At 73.0% G+C, this 14,670-nt stretch carries 14 protein-coding genes; 8 read left to right on the top strand and 6 right to left on the bottom strand.

Features of this window, described 5'->3' with window-relative positions:
- The first annotated feature begins 133 nt into the window (after positions 1 to 133).
- A complete protein-coding gene (locus ABD335_RS04190) occupies positions 134 to 1,747 on the top strand; it encodes an amidohydrolase (protein WP_344320671.1) in 1,614 nt (537 codons plus the stop codon).
- 25 nt (positions 1,748 to 1,772) lie between these two features.
- Here ABD335_RS04190 and ABD335_RS04195 read toward each other — a convergent pair whose 3' ends face one another.
- The 4 genes from ABD335_RS04195 to ABD335_RS04210 all read right to left on the bottom strand — a co-directional run bounded on the left by ABD335_RS04195 (position 1,773) and on the right by ABD335_RS04210 (position 4,604).
- Positions 1,773 to 2,300: a hypothetical protein gene (locus ABD335_RS04195; protein ID WP_344320672.1), complete on the bottom strand. Its 528-nt coding sequence runs from the start codon at positions 2,298 to 2,300 to the stop codon at positions 1,773 to 1,775.
- A 57-nt stretch (positions 2,301 to 2,357) separates the two neighbouring features.
- On the bottom strand, positions 2,358 to 2,879 hold the full coding sequence (locus tag ABD335_RS04200; protein ID WP_344320673.1) for a P-loop nucleotide/nucleoside kinase family protein: 522 nt from the start codon (positions 2,877 to 2,879) through the stop codon (positions 2,358 to 2,360).
- A gap of 134 nt (positions 2,880 to 3,013) precedes the next feature.
- Positions 3,014 to 3,943: a LysR family transcriptional regulator gene (locus tag ABD335_RS04205; protein WP_344320674.1), complete on the bottom strand. Its 930-nt coding sequence runs from the start codon at positions 3,941 to 3,943 to the stop codon at positions 3,014 to 3,016.
- A gap of 118 nt (positions 3,944 to 4,061) precedes the next feature.
- Entirely contained in the window at positions 4,062 to 4,604 is a 543-nt protein-coding gene (locus ABD335_RS04210; protein ID WP_344320675.1) for a GNAT family N-acetyltransferase, read from the bottom strand.
- A gap of 136 nt (positions 4,605 to 4,740) precedes the next feature.
- Here ABD335_RS04210 and ABD335_RS04215 point away from each other — a divergent pair, with 136 nt between their 5' ends.
- The 4 genes from ABD335_RS04215 (at position 4,741) to ABD335_RS04230 (ending at position 8,409) form a co-directional block, all read left to right on the top strand.
- Positions 4,741 to 6,747, top strand: a complete 2,007-nt coding sequence (locus tag ABD335_RS04215; RefSeq protein WP_344320676.1) for a flavin monoamine oxidase family protein — start codon at positions 4,741 to 4,743, stop codon at positions 6,745 to 6,747.
- Positions 6,748 to 6,835: 88 nt separating this feature from the next.
- Positions 6,836 to 7,249 carry a helix-turn-helix domain-containing protein gene (locus ABD335_RS04220; protein WP_344320677.1) on the top strand — a complete coding sequence of 138 codons (414 nt, stop codon included), beginning with the start codon at positions 6,836 to 6,838 and terminating at the stop codon, positions 7,247 to 7,249.
- A gap of 16 nt (positions 7,250 to 7,265) precedes the next feature.
- Complete coding sequence (locus tag ABD335_RS04225; RefSeq protein ID WP_344320678.1) at positions 7,266 to 7,967, top strand: hypothetical protein; 702 nt, start codon at positions 7,266 to 7,268, stop codon at positions 7,965 to 7,967.
- Positions 7,968 to 8,061: 94 nt separating this feature from the next.
- Positions 8,062 to 8,409 carry a DUF2516 family protein gene (locus ABD335_RS04230; RefSeq protein ID WP_344320679.1) on the top strand — a complete coding sequence of 116 codons (348 nt, stop codon included), beginning with the start codon at positions 8,062 to 8,064 and terminating at the stop codon, positions 8,407 to 8,409.
- Between the two features lie 28 nt (positions 8,410 to 8,437).
- Here ABD335_RS04230 and ABD335_RS04235 read toward each other — a convergent pair whose 3' ends face one another.
- Positions 8,438 to 9,676 carry a PP2C family protein-serine/threonine phosphatase gene (locus ABD335_RS04235; RefSeq protein ID WP_425583544.1) on the bottom strand — a complete coding sequence of 413 codons (1,239 nt, stop codon included), beginning with the start codon at positions 9,674 to 9,676 and terminating at the stop codon, positions 8,438 to 8,440.
- Between the two features lie 151 nt (positions 9,677 to 9,827).
- Positions 9,828 to 10,979: a C40 family peptidase gene (locus ABD335_RS04240; protein WP_344320681.1), complete on the bottom strand. Its 1,152-nt coding sequence runs from the start codon at positions 10,977 to 10,979 to the stop codon at positions 9,828 to 9,830.
- Positions 10,980 to 11,311: 332 nt separating this feature from the next.
- On the opposite strand from ABD335_RS04240, the gene pstS reads away from it, so the two are divergent.
- The 3 genes from pstS (at position 11,312) to pstA (ending at position 14,637) form a co-directional block, all read left to right on the top strand.
- The gene (pstS, locus tag ABD335_RS04245; RefSeq protein ID WP_344320682.1) at positions 11,312 to 12,439 is read left to right on the top strand and encodes a phosphate ABC transporter substrate-binding protein PstS; all 1,128 of its coding nucleotides are present in this window, start codon (positions 11,312 to 11,314) and stop codon (positions 12,437 to 12,439) included.
- Positions 12,440 to 12,580: 141 nt separating this feature from the next.
- Positions 12,581 to 13,561: a phosphate ABC transporter permease subunit PstC gene (gene pstC / locus ABD335_RS04250; protein WP_344320683.1), complete on the top strand. Its 981-nt coding sequence runs from the start codon at positions 12,581 to 12,583 to the stop codon at positions 13,559 to 13,561.
- Positions 13,561 to 14,637 carry a phosphate ABC transporter permease PstA gene (gene pstA / locus ABD335_RS04255; RefSeq protein WP_344320684.1) on the top strand — a complete coding sequence of 359 codons (1,077 nt, stop codon included), beginning with the start codon at positions 13,561 to 13,563 and terminating at the stop codon, positions 14,635 to 14,637. Before pstC ends, pstA begins: the two co-directional genes overlap by 1 nt.
- Positions 14,638 to 14,670 lie beyond the last annotated feature (33 nt).

A 14,670-nucleotide genomic window follows, 5' to 3' on the forward strand; every position in this document is an offset into this window, starting at 1 on the left:
CACGACCGCACGGCCGAAGGGCCCGACACCACCGAGGCCACCGAGACCACCGACACCGCCCACACCGCGCGACCGGCCGGGCGCCCCGCGCCGGACGTCACCGAGAGGACCGAGGGGAAGGAAGGCCGGCGCCATGCCGCAGCGGCTCCACGTGAACGGAAAGGTCTTCACCGGGCGCGGCGAGGACGACTTCGTGTCGGCCTTCGCCGTGGCGGACGGACGCGTCGTGTGGGTCGGGGAGACGGCCGACGCCCCGACGGACGAGCACGTCGAGCGCGTCGACCTGGAGGGCCGCACCGTCCTGCCCGGCTTCGTCGACGTGCACACCCACCCGTCCCTGGTCGCCGGGAACCTGGGGGCGGTGGCCTGCACCCCGCCCCACGTCGGCAACATCGAGGAGATGGTCGAGGCGCTGCGCCGGTCCCCGAGGGCCGGGCGGGGCGAGGACGTGTGGATCGAGGGGTGGGGCTACGACGAGTCCAAGCTCGCCGAGGGCAGGACCCCGACCGCCGCGGACCTGGACCGGGTCTCGACCACCCAGCCGGTGTACGTGCGGCGCTCGGACTGCCACTCGGGCGTCTGCAACACCCGCGCCCTCGAACTCGCGGGCATCACCCGGGACACCCCGGACCCGCCGGGGGCGCGGTTCGGCCGCCGCGAGGACGGCGAACCCGACGGCGTCCTGATGGAGTTGGCCGCCAACGACGCGGTGCTCGCCGCCAAGGAGACGCGGGACCACGCGCACGCCGTGCGCGAACTCGCCGGGACCGCCGCCCACTACGACGAGCGCGGCATCGTCGCCGTGACCGACATGATGGCCCGGCGGGAACCGTACGACCACCTCGACCTCTACCGCGGCGCCCGGGAGTCGGGCATGCGGCAGCGGGTCGTCCTCTACTACGACTGGGCGGCGCTGACGGCCGCCTCCGACGGCACCCCGCCCGACCTGCCCGCCTCCGCCCGCACGGGCGACGTGCGGGTCGGCGGCCTGAAGCTGTTCATGGACGGCTCGATCTCCAACCGCACCGCCTGGACGGCCGACCCCTACCCCGGCTCCGACGACCACGGGATGCGCACGCTCACCGACGAGGCGATCCGCGCCGCCCACGCCTACGCCCGCCGCAACGGGCTCCAACTGGTCTTCCACGCCATGGGCGACCGGGCGATCGGGCACGTGATCGACCTCTTCGCCGACGAGGAGCCCTGGCTGGAGGGCGTCCCGTCGGTGCGGATCGACCACGCCACCCTGATGACGGACGAGCACGTGCGGCGGATCGGGGCGGCCCGCATGGACTTCGGGGTCGTCACCCAGATCGTGTTCTTCTTCGCCGAGCACGACAGCTACGTGCGGAACCTGTCGCCCGAGCGGTACCGGCGCGCCTACCCGCTGCGGAGCCTGTACGCCGGGCTCGACCGGCTGGCGCTGTCGTCGGACGCCCCGGCCACCACCTGGGCCGACCCGGACGACGTCTTCACCTCCGTCCAGGCCGCCGTCACCCGCCGGGCGTACAACGGCGCGGACATCGTCGCGGAGCAGGCGCTCACCGTGCCGCAGGCGCTGCTGCTCTACACCGGGCGCGCCCGCCGGCTCGCGGACCTTCCGGGTGTGGGGCTGATCGCGCCGGGGTACGACGCGAGCTTCGTCGTCCTGGACCGGGACGTGTTCACCGTGCCCGTCGAGGAGATCGACCGGGTGCGGGTGGCCGAGACCCACATCCGCGGCGAGGAGGTCCACCGGCGCGGATGAGGCGCGGTCGGGACAGCGGGCGGTCTCAGCCGGAGAACACCGCGTCGAGGAGGTCGCCGGCCCTGTCGAACGCCTTGGACCACCACGGCTCCTCCCACCGGCCGAAGGCGGCGGCGAGCGCGTACCCGACGGCGGCGTCCCGGGCCGACACCGAGGCGCCCCCGCTCCACTCCGCCGGCGCCCGCCGGCCGTCGGAGCGGAAGTGCCCGAGGCGGTGCCCGTCCCTGGTCAGCAGCGATCGCCCGCGGCGCAGGCGGCGCGGCTTCAGCCGGTACCGGCTCCCCCGGTGGGTGACGCGCACCGCGCGGCGGCGCGGGCCCCGGCCCGGGGAGACGGAGGCGGGCTCGCCGTCGACGGTCACGGCGAGGCGGCCGGCGCGGCGGACGCCGATGGCGACGCGGCCCCCGCGCTCCGCCCCGGGGGCCCGGTGGACCGTGACGGGAGGCACCGCCGGACCCTCGACCTCGACCCTTCCCGTCCCGAGGTACGACCGGACGCGGATCTCGCCGAAGAGGGCGTCCTCGACGGCGTCGGACGCGGGACCGTACGGCACGAGGGCGCTCCTCCCGTGTCTCTTCCCCGGGCCGGGCCGGACGCGGACCGGCCGGGCTCACCCCACGCGGCCGGCGACCGTCCGGGCGACGCGGTCCGGCGGGAGGCGCGTGGTGTCGACGACCTCGGCCTCCCGCCGCAGCCACGGCAGCGCCTCCCGGTAGGCGGCGAGGCGGTCCAGGCGCCACTGCCCGGCGCCCGCGCTCTCGGGCTTGGTGTCGGTCTCGATGCGGTGGACGAGGGCGGCGTCGTCGGCGTGCAGCAGGACGTGGTGGACGGGAATCCCGGCGGCGGCCAGACCGTCGCGGATCTCCGTCCAGTACCGCTCCACGAGCACGGTCTGCGGGACGACGAGGGTGCCGCCGAGGTAGTCCAGGAGCTGCCCGATCGTCTCCACGACCAGGCCGCGCCAGGGCGGCCACTGCTGGAAGTCGTCGACCGGCACCGAGTCCAGGACGTGCCGCAGCATGGAGCCGACCTGCTCGGAGTCGAAGATCCGTGCCTCGGGCAGCAGCGCGACCAGTTCGCCGGCGGTGGTGGTCTTGCCCGCGCCGAAGGTGCCGTTCAACCAGATGACCATGCGCCGAGCCTAGGGAACGGCGACGATCGCCGTCCGTTCCGTTTCGGCCAGGTCCGTCGCCGACCGTGGCCGGAATCCGGGCGTGTCGCCGTCTCCGGCCGGGTGCGGCCCCTTCCCCGCCCGTCGCCCGTCCTTTACGCCGATGCCCCGGCCGGGATCGTCGGCCCGGGGAGGGCCTTGCGCAGCCGGTCCAGGAAGGCTCGGGCCGCGGGGGCGGCCGGGCCGTCCGTGCGCCAGGCCAGGGCGATCCGGCCGCGCAGCCGGGGCCGGACGATCTCCAACACCCGCAGCCGGTCGGTGTGTTCGGCCGCCGAGGCCGCCGGCAGCACGGCCACGCCCAGGCCGCGCGCGGCGAGTTCGGCGAGGACGTGGGGCGCGGCGGCCTCGAAGCCGACGCGGGGCCGGGCCCCGGCCTCGGCGAAGGCCCGGTCGAGGACGCCGCGCAGCCCGGTGCCGCGCGGGAGGCTGATCAGCGTCCGGTCGCCGAGGGCGGCCAACGTGACGGTCGCGCGGTCCGCTCGGGAGGCGAGCGGGTCGTCCGGGGGGACGGCCGCGACCAGCGGCTCGTCGATCACCACTTGGAGCGAGACGCCCGGCGGCGGCTCCTCGCCGGTGAGCCCGATCACCGCGACGTCCAGTTCGCCGCGGTGCAGGGCGGCGAGCATCCGGTCCGAGACGTCCTCGGTGAGGGTGATCTCGACCCGCGGATGGTCGTCGTGGAAGTCGGCCAGCACGGAGACCACGTCCAGGTCGTGCGTGGCCGCGGCGGAGAACAGCCCGACCGTGACGTGGCCGCGCAGCAGCCCGGTGTACTCCTCCACGACGTGGCGCACGCCCTCGACGGCGGCGAGCGCGGCCCGCGCGTACGGCAGCACCGCCTCGCCCGCCTCCGTGGGGCGCACCGACCGGCCGGAGCGGTCCAGCAGCGGCTGGCCCAGCTCCTTCTCCAGTTGCCGTATCTGCGCGCTCACGCCGGGCTGGGCGACGTGCAGACGTGCGGCGGCGCGGGTGAAGCCGGCCTCCTCCACCACGGTGACCAGATACTGCAACTGCCGGAGTTCCATAACCGGTGATGCTAGTCGCCACAGAGGCGAGACGTCGGGCTTATGTCCGGGCGGCGCCCGTCCCGAAGGCGTGGGGGAATCCCCCGCGGACCGGTTCCCCTCCGCCCCGCCCGAACCGTCAGGCCGGCCGGCGCAGGGTCAGCCACGCCGTGACCGTCCCGTCCTGGTGCCGTTCCGGTTCGGCGCCCGCCGCCGTGAGCATGCGCCGGGTGGCGGCGTTGGCCGTACTCGTCCGGGCGAACAGGCGGGCGGCGCCGCTCTCGCGGGCCGTCTCGACGAGACGGGCGAACACCGCCGTGCCCACTCCCCGGCCCCGGTAGGAGCGTCCGAGCCACAGCCCCGCCTCGACGGTGTCCGGCTCCGGGCCCGGGACCAGCCGGGCCGCTCCCGCGACCGTCTCCTCCACCCGTCCCGTCTCGCCCGTCTCCGCCACGACGACGGCGTACACGTCCTCCGCCGGCTCGGGACCCAGCGAGCGCGACCGGTGGAAGCGCAGGAACGCCTCCCGGCGCGGCTCCGTCCACCCGGCGGGCCCGTCCTCCTCGGTCGGCGGCATCACCTCGCGGGGGTCGGCCTCGGCGACGGCCGTGGCCAACAGCGCGGACAGCAGCTCCTCGTCCAGGGGGCGCAGGGTGACGAGGTCGGGGATCGCGGTCTCCATGGGGGCACCATGCCCCACGCGCCCACCCCCGAATCAACGGCTTTTCGCGCCGAACGGGCGTGCCGTATGGGGGAATTCGACGGTCCCTCCCGTGTGCCGACGGTCCGGCGGGGCGGCGCGGCCGTAGGCAGAGCCCATGCACCAGGACCACACCTCCGACGCGCCTCTGTCGCGGCGGCGGTTCACCGCGGGTGCCGGGACGGTCGCCGCCGTCGCCGGACTCGGTGTCACCGCCCCCGCGCCCCCGGCCCGTTCCGCCCCCGACACGCCCGCCGCCGCGGGCGCCGCCGACTGGGAGACCTGTCTGGCGGTGGCCCGCGCCATCCTCCTGCTGGACGAGAACGACAACGAACTGGTCCCGCGGTACGCCAAGGTCCTCCACCACGAGGGCCTGCCCCGCGCCGTCCCCGGCACCGCCCGGCCGCCCAAGAAGGTGCTGGTCGTCGGGGCGGGGCCGGCCGGGCTGGCCGCCGCGGTGCTGCTCGACCAGGCCGGACACCACGTCACCGTCATCGAGGCCAACGGCAATCGGGTGGGCGGTCGCGTGAAGACCTTCCGCTCCGGCGGCCACGAGCGCGCCGGGCAGCCCTTCGCCGACCCCCGGCAGTACGCGGAGGCCGGGGCCATGCGCATCCCCGGCCACCACAAGCTGACCATGGGCCTGATCGACCGGCTCGGGCTGAAGCGCCGCCGCTTCCACCACGTGGACGTGGACGACCGGGGCCGGCCCGCGCACCGCTCGTGGATCGACGTCAACGGCATCCGGGTCCGCCGCGCCGACTACCTGCGGTCGCCGCGGGCCGTGAATCGTTCCTTCGGCGTGCCCGACGCGTACGTGGACGTCCCCGCCCCGACGATCCTGCTCCGCGCCCTGGACCCGATCCGCGACGAGTACAGCACGGTCGGCTCCGACGGCCGGCGCCTGGACAAGCCGCTGCCGGAGCGCCTGGCGGGCTGGGCGCGGATCGTCCAGCGGTTCGGCCACTGGTCGATGCACCGCTTCCTGGCCGAGCACGCGGCGCTCGACGAGCGCACGATCGACCTGATCGGCACCCTGGAGAACCTCACCGCCCGGCTCCCGCTCTCCTTCCTCCACAGCTTCGTCGGCTGGTCCCTGGTCAGCCCCGGCCCCACCTACTGGGAGCTGGAGGGCGGCACCGCCACGCTGACCGACGCGCTGTTGGAGCGGATCCACCACCGGGTGCGGCTCGACCGCCGCGCGACCCGCATCGAGTACCGCGGGGACGGGGAGGGCGACCGCGACGACACCCCGCACATCGGCCCCGACGGACCGCGGGTGTGGATCGACACCGTCTCCGAGGGCCGCGACGGCACGGTGGTGCGCGAGCAGTTCACCGGCGACTGCGCCGTCGTCACCGTGCCCTTCCCCGCGCTGCGGCACGTGCAGATCGCCCCGTCGCTGTCGTACGGCAAGCGCCGGGCCGTCGCGGAGCTGCACTACGACAGCGCCACCAAGGTGCTGCTGGAGTTCAGCCGCCGCTGGTGGGAGTTCGACGAGGCCGACTGGCGGCGCGAGCTGGAGAAGGTGCGGCCGGGGCTGTACGACGACTACCGCACGGGCCGCGCGCCCGACGACGGCAGCCTGCTGGGCGCGCACCCGTCCGTGCCGCGCGGCCACGTCTCCGAGGCCCGGCGCGTGCGCTACGCCGCGTACCGCTGGGTCTCCCGGGACCAGCCGGAGGCGGCGGGCGTCACCGGCGGCGGCTCGGTGTGCGACAACCCCAACCGGTTCGTGCTCCTCCCCTCGCACCGCGTGGAGGGCAGCGAGGGCGGGGTCGTCCTGGCCTCCTACGGCTGGGCCGACGACGCGCGGCGCTGGGACGCCTTGGACGACGAGGACCGCTACCCGTACGCCCTGCGCGGCCTCCAGCAGGTGTACGGGCAGCGCGTGGAGGTCTTCCACACCGGGGTCGGGCGGACCCAGAGCTGGCAGCGGGACCCGTACGCGGGCGGCGAGGCGGCCGTCCCGCTGCCCGGCCAGCACACCGAGCTCTTCCCGCACGCCGGCACCCGGGAGGGCCCGCTGTTCTTCGCCGGCGACCACACCTCGATCAGGACCGCCTGGATCGAGGGCGCCCTGGAGTCGGCCGTCCGGGCGGCGCTGGAGGTGCACCTGGCGTGAGGGGCGGTCCGGTCCCCGAACCGGGCAGGCATAACACTCCTGCAAGCACTTGCTTGCAAAAGTTAGCAGAACAAGGCACCGTGGAGGCATGGCTTCACTGCATGTCGGCAATCTCGGCGAGTTCCTGCGGGAGCAGCGGCGCAACGCGCAGCTCTCCCTGCGGCAGCTCGCCGACGCCGCCGGGGTGTCGAATCCGTACCTCAGCCAGATCGAACGGGGGTTGCGCAAGCCCAGCGCGGAGATCCTCCAGCAGCTCGCCAAGGCGCTGCGGATATCCGCCGAGACGCTCTACGTCCGGGCCGGGATCCTCGACGAGAGGGACCAGGCCGGGCTGGAGGTGCGCAGCGCGATCCTGGCCGACACGTCGATCAACGAGCAGCAGAAGCAGGTGCTGCTGCAGATCTACGGGTCGTTCCGCAAGGAGAACGGACACACCGACGACGCTTCCAGCGCGGAGGCCGAGGACGCCCCCTCCACCGAAGCGAAGCCCACGAGCCCATGACCAGGAGGGACCCTCAATGCCCACCACCACCAAGACCAACGACATCCGCAAGGTCCTGACCAGCCCCACCCCGCTGTACTTCGCCGCCGGGCTGATCGACAAGCTCCGCGAGACGGCACCCGAGCGCCTGGCCGCCGTACGGGAGAAGGCGGCGGACCCCAAGGCCGTACAGGAGCGCCTCGCCCAGCAGGCGAAGCAGACCCAGTCGAAGCTGACCGCGGCGCTGTCCGGCATCGACACCGACCTCAAGAAGCTCCGCGACCAGGCCCAGCACCTGGCCCTCCAGGGCGTCGGACTCGCCGCCGAGTACGCCGTCAAGGCGCGCGAGGGGTACGGCGAGCTGGCCGAGCGCGGACGCGATGCGGTGCAGACCTGGCGCGGGGAGAAGAACGGCGCCGGCAAGGACCTGAGCAGGGCCCGCGGGCGCAGCGAGGTCGTCGTCGTGGAAGAGGAGGAGAAGAAGCCCCAGGCCAGGGCGGCGGCCGCCCGGAGGACCACGGCCCGCAGCAGGACCACCCAGACCGGCGCCGCGAAGAAGGCGGCGGCCCGGAAGACCGCCACGCCGCGCAAGACCACCGCCGGCGCCCCGGCCACCGCGAGGAAGACCGCCGCGCCCCCCACGCCCAAGGCCGTCGCGAAGAAGGAGACGGCCGCGAAGAAGGCCGCCAAGCAGACGCCGCGGCAGGAGGCGTCGAAGCAGGAGACGTCGGAGTCGTGAAACGGGCCGGGGCCGGGCACACCCTTCGTGTCCGGCCCCTCGGCCGGTAGCGTGGAGAGCCGATGACCGGCTCACGGACGGGATGGTGGCCAACGTGCTGTTGGAAGGTTTCTACGGACTGATGTCCTGGGTCCGCCTGGGCCTGCTCGTCTTCGCCGTCTTCTGCTTCGTCGACGCGGTCCTGCGGCGCGAGGACGCCTACCGGGCCGCGGACAAGAACACCAAGCAGTTCTGGCTGATCATCCTCGGTCTGACCGCCGCCGCGAACCTGCTCGTCCCCGGCTTCTTCCTGCTGGTCATCGCCGGCCTGATCGCGAACATCGTGTACATGGTGGACGTGCGGCCCGCGCTCATCCGGATCGGCGAGGGCGGCCGGGGCGGCGGCTTCCGCCGCGGCAGCAGCAGCGACGGACCCTACGGGCCGTACAACGGCGGACGCTGACCGCTTCCGGGCGGACGGGCGGCGGGGGTCAGCCCCGGTCGAGCAGCAGTACCGCCACGTCGTCCGTCAGCTCGTCGCCGTTGAGGTCCCGCACCTCCGCCAGCACGGCGTCCAGCAGTTCCTCGCCGCGCAGCCCGGCCGCCATCCGCTGTGCGACGACCCCGAGCATGCCGTCCTGGCCGAGCCGTCGGTCGCCCTGGCCGATCCGGCCCTCGATCAGCCCGTCCGTGTACATCATCAGGTTCCACGTCCCGCCCAGCTCCACCTGCATGCGGGGCCAGCGGGCGTTCGGCAGCACCCCCAGCGCCGGGCCGCCGCAGTCCTCGTCGGGCAGCAGCCGCGGACCGCGCCCGCCCCCCGCGACCAGCGGCGCGGGGTGACCGGCCAGGCACACCCCGGCCCGCCGCCCGTCCGGGGCGATGTCCACCGTGCACAGGGTGGCGAAGATCTCCTCGCTGGAGCGCTCGTGCTCCAGCACCCGCTGGAGGGTGCCCAGCAGCTCGTCGCCGCAGAGCCCGGCGAAGGTCAGCGCCCGCCAGGCGATCCGCAGCTCCACCCCCAGCGCCGCCTCGTCCGGGCCGTGCCCGCACACGTCGCCGATCATCGCGTGGACGGTGCCGTCGGCGGTGCGCACGGTGTCGTAGAAGTCACCGCCCAGCAGGGCCCGTGACCGTCCCGGCCGGTAGCGGGCGGCGAACCGCAGCTCCGAGCCGTCCAGCAGCGGCGTCGGCAGCAGTCCGCGCTCCAGCCGGGCGTTCTCCTGGGCCCGCAGCCGCGACTCGGTGAGCTGCCGCTGCGCCAGGTCCGCCCGCTTGCGCTCGACCGCGTACCGGATGGCCCGGCTCAGCAGCCGCCCGTCCAGCTCGCCGCGGAAGAGGAAGTCCTGCGCCCCGACCCGTACGGCCTCGGCCGCGCGCTCGGCGTCGTCCTCGGCGGTGAGCGCCAGCACCGCGTGGCGGGGCGCCAGCCGCAGCACCCTGCGCAGGATGGCCAGCTCGTCCCCCTCCCCGCCCCTGGCCGCCGCGCCGTCGGACAGGGCGAGGTCGAGCAGGATGCAGTGGACGTCGTCGGTGAGCAGCCGCTCGGCCTCGGTGAGGTTGCGGGCGGTACGGACCCGCACCCGCTCCCCCGAGGCGTCGAGCATCTCGGGGATCGCCAGGGAGCCGGCCGGATCGTCCTCGATGACCAGCAGGGTCAGGCTGCCGGAGACCGCCTCCGGCTCGGTCGACTGCCGCGGCAGCGCCGCGGTCGCCGGCTCGTTGCCCATCGATACGGGCATGTCCGAAGTCCTCTTCCCTCCCCCCGAGGGCACACAGGCGTCCGGGTGAGGACGCCCCGGGCGACCTTATCGGTCCCCGCAGGGTGCGCGGAATGCTTTGTGGCATATGCCAAACGGCCGGGGCGGCCGGCCGGCGCGCCTACTCGTCCGGCCGTACCACCCCCAGGATCGGCAGCGAACCCGCTCCGGCCAGGGTGATCTGCCGCCCGGTCCGGGGGGCGTGGACCATCATCCCGTCGCCCACGTACATCCCGACGTGGCCGGCGTCCTTCTTGTAGACGATCAGGTCGCCGGGGCGCATGTCGGTGATCTCCACCTTCGGCAGTCGCCGCCACTGCTCCTGCGAGGTCCGCGGGATGCGCATGCCGGCCGCCTCCCAGGCGCGCAGCATCAGGCCCGAGCAGTCGAAGGTGTCGGGGCCCTCGGCGCCCCACTCGTAGTCCTTGCCGATCTGCGCCATGGCGTACGCGATGGCCTTCTTCCCGCGCGCCGAGGCCCTGCCGTCGATCTCGTCGAGCACGCCGGTGTCCAGCCACCTCGCCTGGCGCGCCCAGGCCGCCTCGTCCTCCAGCTCCCTCAGGCGCTCCAGCTCCTCGGCCGCGAGCCGGGACTCCAGCTCCTCGGCCTTCTCCAGCTCGGCCTCGACCCTCTTCTTCGCCGCCGCCTTCTTCTTGCGGTCGGACTCCAGCTTCGCCCACCGGCCGGTGGCCTCGTCCGCGTACTCGTCGAGGTTCTTCCGGGCGTTCCGCAGCTTCCCCAGCAGGCCCTCGGTCGCCCGCTCGCCCTTGCGGAGCAGGCCGAGGTCGCGCAGGAAGTCCTCCGGGTCGTCCTCCAGGACCAGCCGCGCCTCGGGCGGCAGTCCGCTGCCGCGGTACTGGGCGCGGGCCATCGCGCCGGCCCGGTCCGTCAGGTCCGCCAGCTGCCCCCGGGTCCGTGCGATGGCCTGGGCCAGCCGCACGATCTCGGACCGCTGCTTCTCGGCCCGTTCACTGGCCGCGTTGTACTCCTCGGTGGCCGATTCCGCCCTGTCGTGGAGCTTCTCGATCTTCTTGCGGATCTCGTCCAGCCGGGCGGTGCTCTCCTCGTCGGCGGGCTCCTCGCCGGCGGAGGGCCCGTCGGGCGCCCCGGCTCCCGGCGTCTCCTTCGGCCCGGGACCGCCCGGGTCCGCGTACGCGCTCCCCGCGGGCCCCACCAGCAGCGCGAGCTGCGCGCACACGAGCGCGCACGCGACCGCGGCTCCCGTCAGCGCCCCACGGCGGGCCTCCCGAGCGCCCTCCCCCTGCCGTCCCACGCGTCTCCCTTCCACGCCGTGCCTACCCGTGCGTAACGAGTCACCGCCGGGGATAGTGCCACGACCACACGCCCCGGCAACAGACCGCGCGCGCACCTGCGCGGGGCGCACGCCCCCCGTACGGGGGAAAGCCACGCAACTGTGCCGTCCGCCGAGGTTCACCTCGCGTTCACTCTCGGCCGTCGGGCGCTTCACCTGTCCTGCCTAATTTCGGCCTTACGGGGTGCGCGTCCGGTCGCCGGCGGATGCGGACCGCTCCACATCCTGAAGACGTCCCGGTTACTCATCGCTTGCCGACCCCACCGGCGGGCCCCAGGAAGGAACTGAACGAAGTGAAGCTTCAGCCCACCCACCGGCTTCGCGCGATCGCTGTCGGCGCCGTCGCGGTCTCCAGCGCCCTGGTGCTGACCGCCTGTGGTTCGGACGACAACACCGGGGGCACGAACGCGGGCGGCGGCACCAAGGCCGCGAGCAACATCAAGTGCGACGGCGAGGGCAACCTGCTCGCCTCCGGTTCCAGTGCCCAGAAGAACGCGATGGACATCTGGATCAAGAACTACCAGGCGGCCTGCGAGGGCGTCGGCATCAACTACAAGCCCACCGGCTCCGGCGCGGGCATCCAGGAGTTCCTCCAGGGCAAGACCGGCTTCGCGGGCTCCGACTCCGCCCTGGACGAGCAGGAGATCGAGCAGTCCAAGAAGATCTGCAAGAACGGCCAGGGCATCAACCTGCCGATGGTCGGCGGCCCGGTGGCCGTCGGATACAACCTCCCCGGCGTGGAGAACCTGGTCCTGGACGCCGACACCATCGCCAAGATCTTCGACTCGAAGATCACCCGGTGGGACGACGAGGCGATCAAGAAGCTGAACCCGGACGTCGACCTGCCGTCCACCAAGATCCAGGCGTTCCACCGCTCCGACGAGTCCGGCACCACCGACAACTTCACCGAGTACCTGCACGCCGCCGCCCCCGAGTCCTGGAAGTACGAGCCCTCCAAGGCCTGGGCCGGCAAGGGCGGCCAGTCGGCCGACGGCTCCTCCGGCGTCGCCACGAACGTCAAGAACAACGAGGGCGCCATCGGCTACTTCGAGCTCTCCTACGCCACCGGCAACAGCATCCCGACCGTGGACCTGGACACCGGCGCCGGCAAGCCGGTCGAGGCCACCGTCGAGAACGCCTCCAAGGCCATCGCCGAGGGCAAGATCGTCGGCGAGGGCAAGGACATGGCCATGGAGCTGAACTACGCCACCGACGCCGAGGGTGCCTACCCGATCGTCCTGGTGACCTACGAGATCGTCTGCGACACGGGCAACAACAAGGAGTCCCTGGACCTGACCAAGTCCTTCCTGAGCTACACGGCCAGCGAGGACGGCCAGCAGTCCCTCGCCGAGGCCGGCTACGCCCCGATCCCCGACGAGATCATCACCAAGGTCCGCTCGACCATCGACTCCCTCGCCTGACGCCCGAGGCGGCCGGCCCCGCACCGACAGCGGGTCCGGCCGCCCGGCCGCGTCCGCCGACCCGTCCCCCATCCGCACGCGATCAACCCATCCGGTGCACCGCCGCCAGGGGATGACCCCCCTCATCAGACCGGAGACACCATGGACATAGCACCCACCGCATCCGTTCCCCCGCCCAAGGCGCCACCCGGAAACTCGGCCGCCCGGCCGGGCGACCGGATCTTCCTGGGCCTCTCCAAGGGGTCCGGCATCACCCTGCTGGTGATCATGGCCGCCATCGCGGTCTTCCTCACCTGGCGGGCCGTGGTCGCCATCGCCCAGAACGAGGGCAACTTCCTCACCACCTTCGAGTGGAATCCCAACGCCGACCCGCCGGTCTTCGGCATCGCGGTCCTGGCGTACGGCACGGTCGTCAGCTCGATCATCGCGATGGTGCTGGCGGTCCCGGTGGCCGTCGGCATCGCCCTGTTCATCTCGCACTACGCCCCGCGCAGGCTGGCCGCGCCGCTGGGGTACGTCGTCGACCTGCTCGCCGCGGTCCCCAGCATCATCTACGGTCTGTGGGGCGCCCTGTTCCTGGTGCCGCACCTGACCGGCCTGTACGAGTGGCTCGACGAGTACCTCGGCTGGACCGGCGTCTTCGCCTACGACGGCGGCGCCGCGCGCTCGCTGTTCACCGCCGGCATCCTCCTGGCGATCATGATTCTGCCGATCGTCACCAACGTCAGCCGCGAGGTCTTCAAGCAGTCCCCGAAGATGCAGGAGGAGGCCGCGCTCGCGCTCGGCGCCACCCGGTGGGAGGTCGTCAAGATGGCCGTCCTGCCGTTCGGCCGTTCCGGCGTGATCAGCGCCTCGATGCTCGGCCTGGGCCGCGCCCTCGGCGAGACGATGGCGGTGGCCACCGTCCTCTCCCCGAGCTTCCTGATCAACGTCAGCCTGCTCAACCCGGGCGGCGGCACCTTCGCACAGAACATCGCCGCGGGCTTCAAGGAGGCCGGCGACCTGGGCCGTGACGCCCTGATCGCCTCCGGTCTCGTCCTGTTCGTCATCACCCTGCTGGTGAACGGCGCCGCCCGCATGATCATTGCCCGCCGCAAGGAGTACTCGGGGGCGAACGCCTGATGAGCAACGCAGTCATGGAAAAGCCCCCGGTCGCCACGCCGCTCCCCGGAGGCACGCTCAAGCAGCCCCGCCTCCCGCGCTGGGCTCCCGCCGGCCTGGCGGTGCTCTCCGCGGGCATCGGCGTCGGCATCGGCCTGGCGGCCGGACTGGCCAGCCGCGTCCAGTGGGGCCTGATCGCCGCGATCCTCTACATCGTGGCCACCTACGTCCTCGCCTCGATCGTCGAGGGCAGGCGTCAGGCGAAGGACCGGCTCGTCACCAGCCTGGTGTGGGTCAGCTTCCTGGTCGCCGTGGTCCCGCTCGCCTCCCTGATCTGGGAGACGATCGCCCGCGGTGTCGAGGTGCTGGACGTCTACTTCCTCACCCACTCCATGAACGGCGTGATCACCCTCCAGCCCGGCGGAGGCATCTACCACGCCATCATCGGCACCGTGCAGCAGGTCGGCCTCGCCACGCTGATCGCGGCGCCCATCGGCCTGTTGACCGCGATCTACCTCGTCGAGTACGGGACCGGCAGGCTCGCCAAGGCCGTCACCTTCTTCGTCGACGTCATGACCGGCATCCCCTCGATCGTCGCCGGTCTGTTCATCCTGTCCTTCTGGATCATCATCCTGGACTTCGGCTACTCCGGCTTCGCCGGCGCCATGGCGCTGGCCATCCTGATGATGCCGATCGTCGTGCGCTCCACCGAGGAGATGCTCAAGCTCGTCCCGAACGAGCTGCGCGAGGCGTCCCTGGCCCTGGGCGTGCCGAAGTGGCGCACCATCCTCAAGGTGGTGCTGCCCACCGCGATCGGCGGCATCACCACGGGCGTGATGCTCGCCGTCGCCCGCATCGCCGGCGAGAGCGCACCGATCCTGCTGCTGGTGTTCGGGTCCCAGGCGATCAACAACAACCCCTTCGAAGGCGCCCAGTCGTCCCTGCCGTACTACATCTACGAGCAGTGGGCCAACGGCAACGAGGCCTCCTACGACCGTGCCTGGGCCGCCGCCCTCGTCCTGATCGCCTTCGTGATGATCCTGAACCTGGTGGCCCGCGGCATAGCCCGCTGGAAGGCCCCGAAGACCGGCCGCTGACCCGGCCACCCGAGCAGAAGAGAAGTGATTCCC

This window comes from Streptomyces macrosporus (assembly GCF_039533145.1).
Lineage (GTDB): Bacteria > Actinomycetota > Actinomycetes > Streptomycetales > Streptomycetaceae > Streptomyces > Streptomyces macrosporus.

What these genes read in the sequence shown, in the direction of transcription:
- ABD335_RS04190 (WP_344320671.1), top strand. Translation starts at nt 134, where the DNA reads ATGCCGCAGCGGCTCCACGTGAACGGAAAGGTCTTCACCGGGCGCGGC.
- ABD335_RS04210 (WP_344320675.1), bottom strand. Translation starts at nt 4,604, where the DNA reads ATGGAGACCGCGATCCCCGACCTCGTCACCCTGCGCCCCCTGGACGAG.
- ABD335_RS04225 (WP_344320678.1), top strand. Translation starts at nt 7,266, where the DNA reads ATGCCCACCACCACCAAGACCAACGACATCCGCAAGGTCCTGACCAGC.
- ABD335_RS04220 (WP_344320677.1), top strand. Translation starts at nt 6,836, where the DNA reads ATGGCTTCACTGCATGTCGGCAATCTCGGCGAGTTCCTGCGGGAGCAG.
- ABD335_RS04215 (WP_344320676.1), top strand. Translation starts at nt 4,741, where the DNA reads ATGCACCAGGACCACACCTCCGACGCGCCTCTGTCGCGGCGGCGGTTC.
- ABD335_RS04235 (WP_425583544.1), bottom strand. Translation starts at nt 9,676, where the DNA reads ATGGGCAACGAGCCGGCGACCGCGGCGCTGCCGCGGCAGTCGACCGAG.
- ABD335_RS04200 (WP_344320673.1), bottom strand. Translation starts at nt 2,879, where the DNA reads ATGGTCATCTGGTTGAACGGCACCTTCGGCGCGGGCAAGACCACCACC.
- pstA (WP_344320684.1), top strand. Translation starts at nt 13,561, where the DNA reads ATGAGCAACGCAGTCATGGAAAAGCCCCCGGTCGCCACGCCGCTCCCC.
- pstC (WP_344320683.1), top strand. Translation starts at nt 12,581, where the DNA reads ATGGACATAGCACCCACCGCATCCGTTCCCCCGCCCAAGGCGCCACCC.
- ABD335_RS04205 (WP_344320674.1), bottom strand. Translation starts at nt 3,943, where the DNA reads ATGGAACTCCGGCAGTTGCAGTATCTGGTCACCGTGGTGGAGGAGGCC.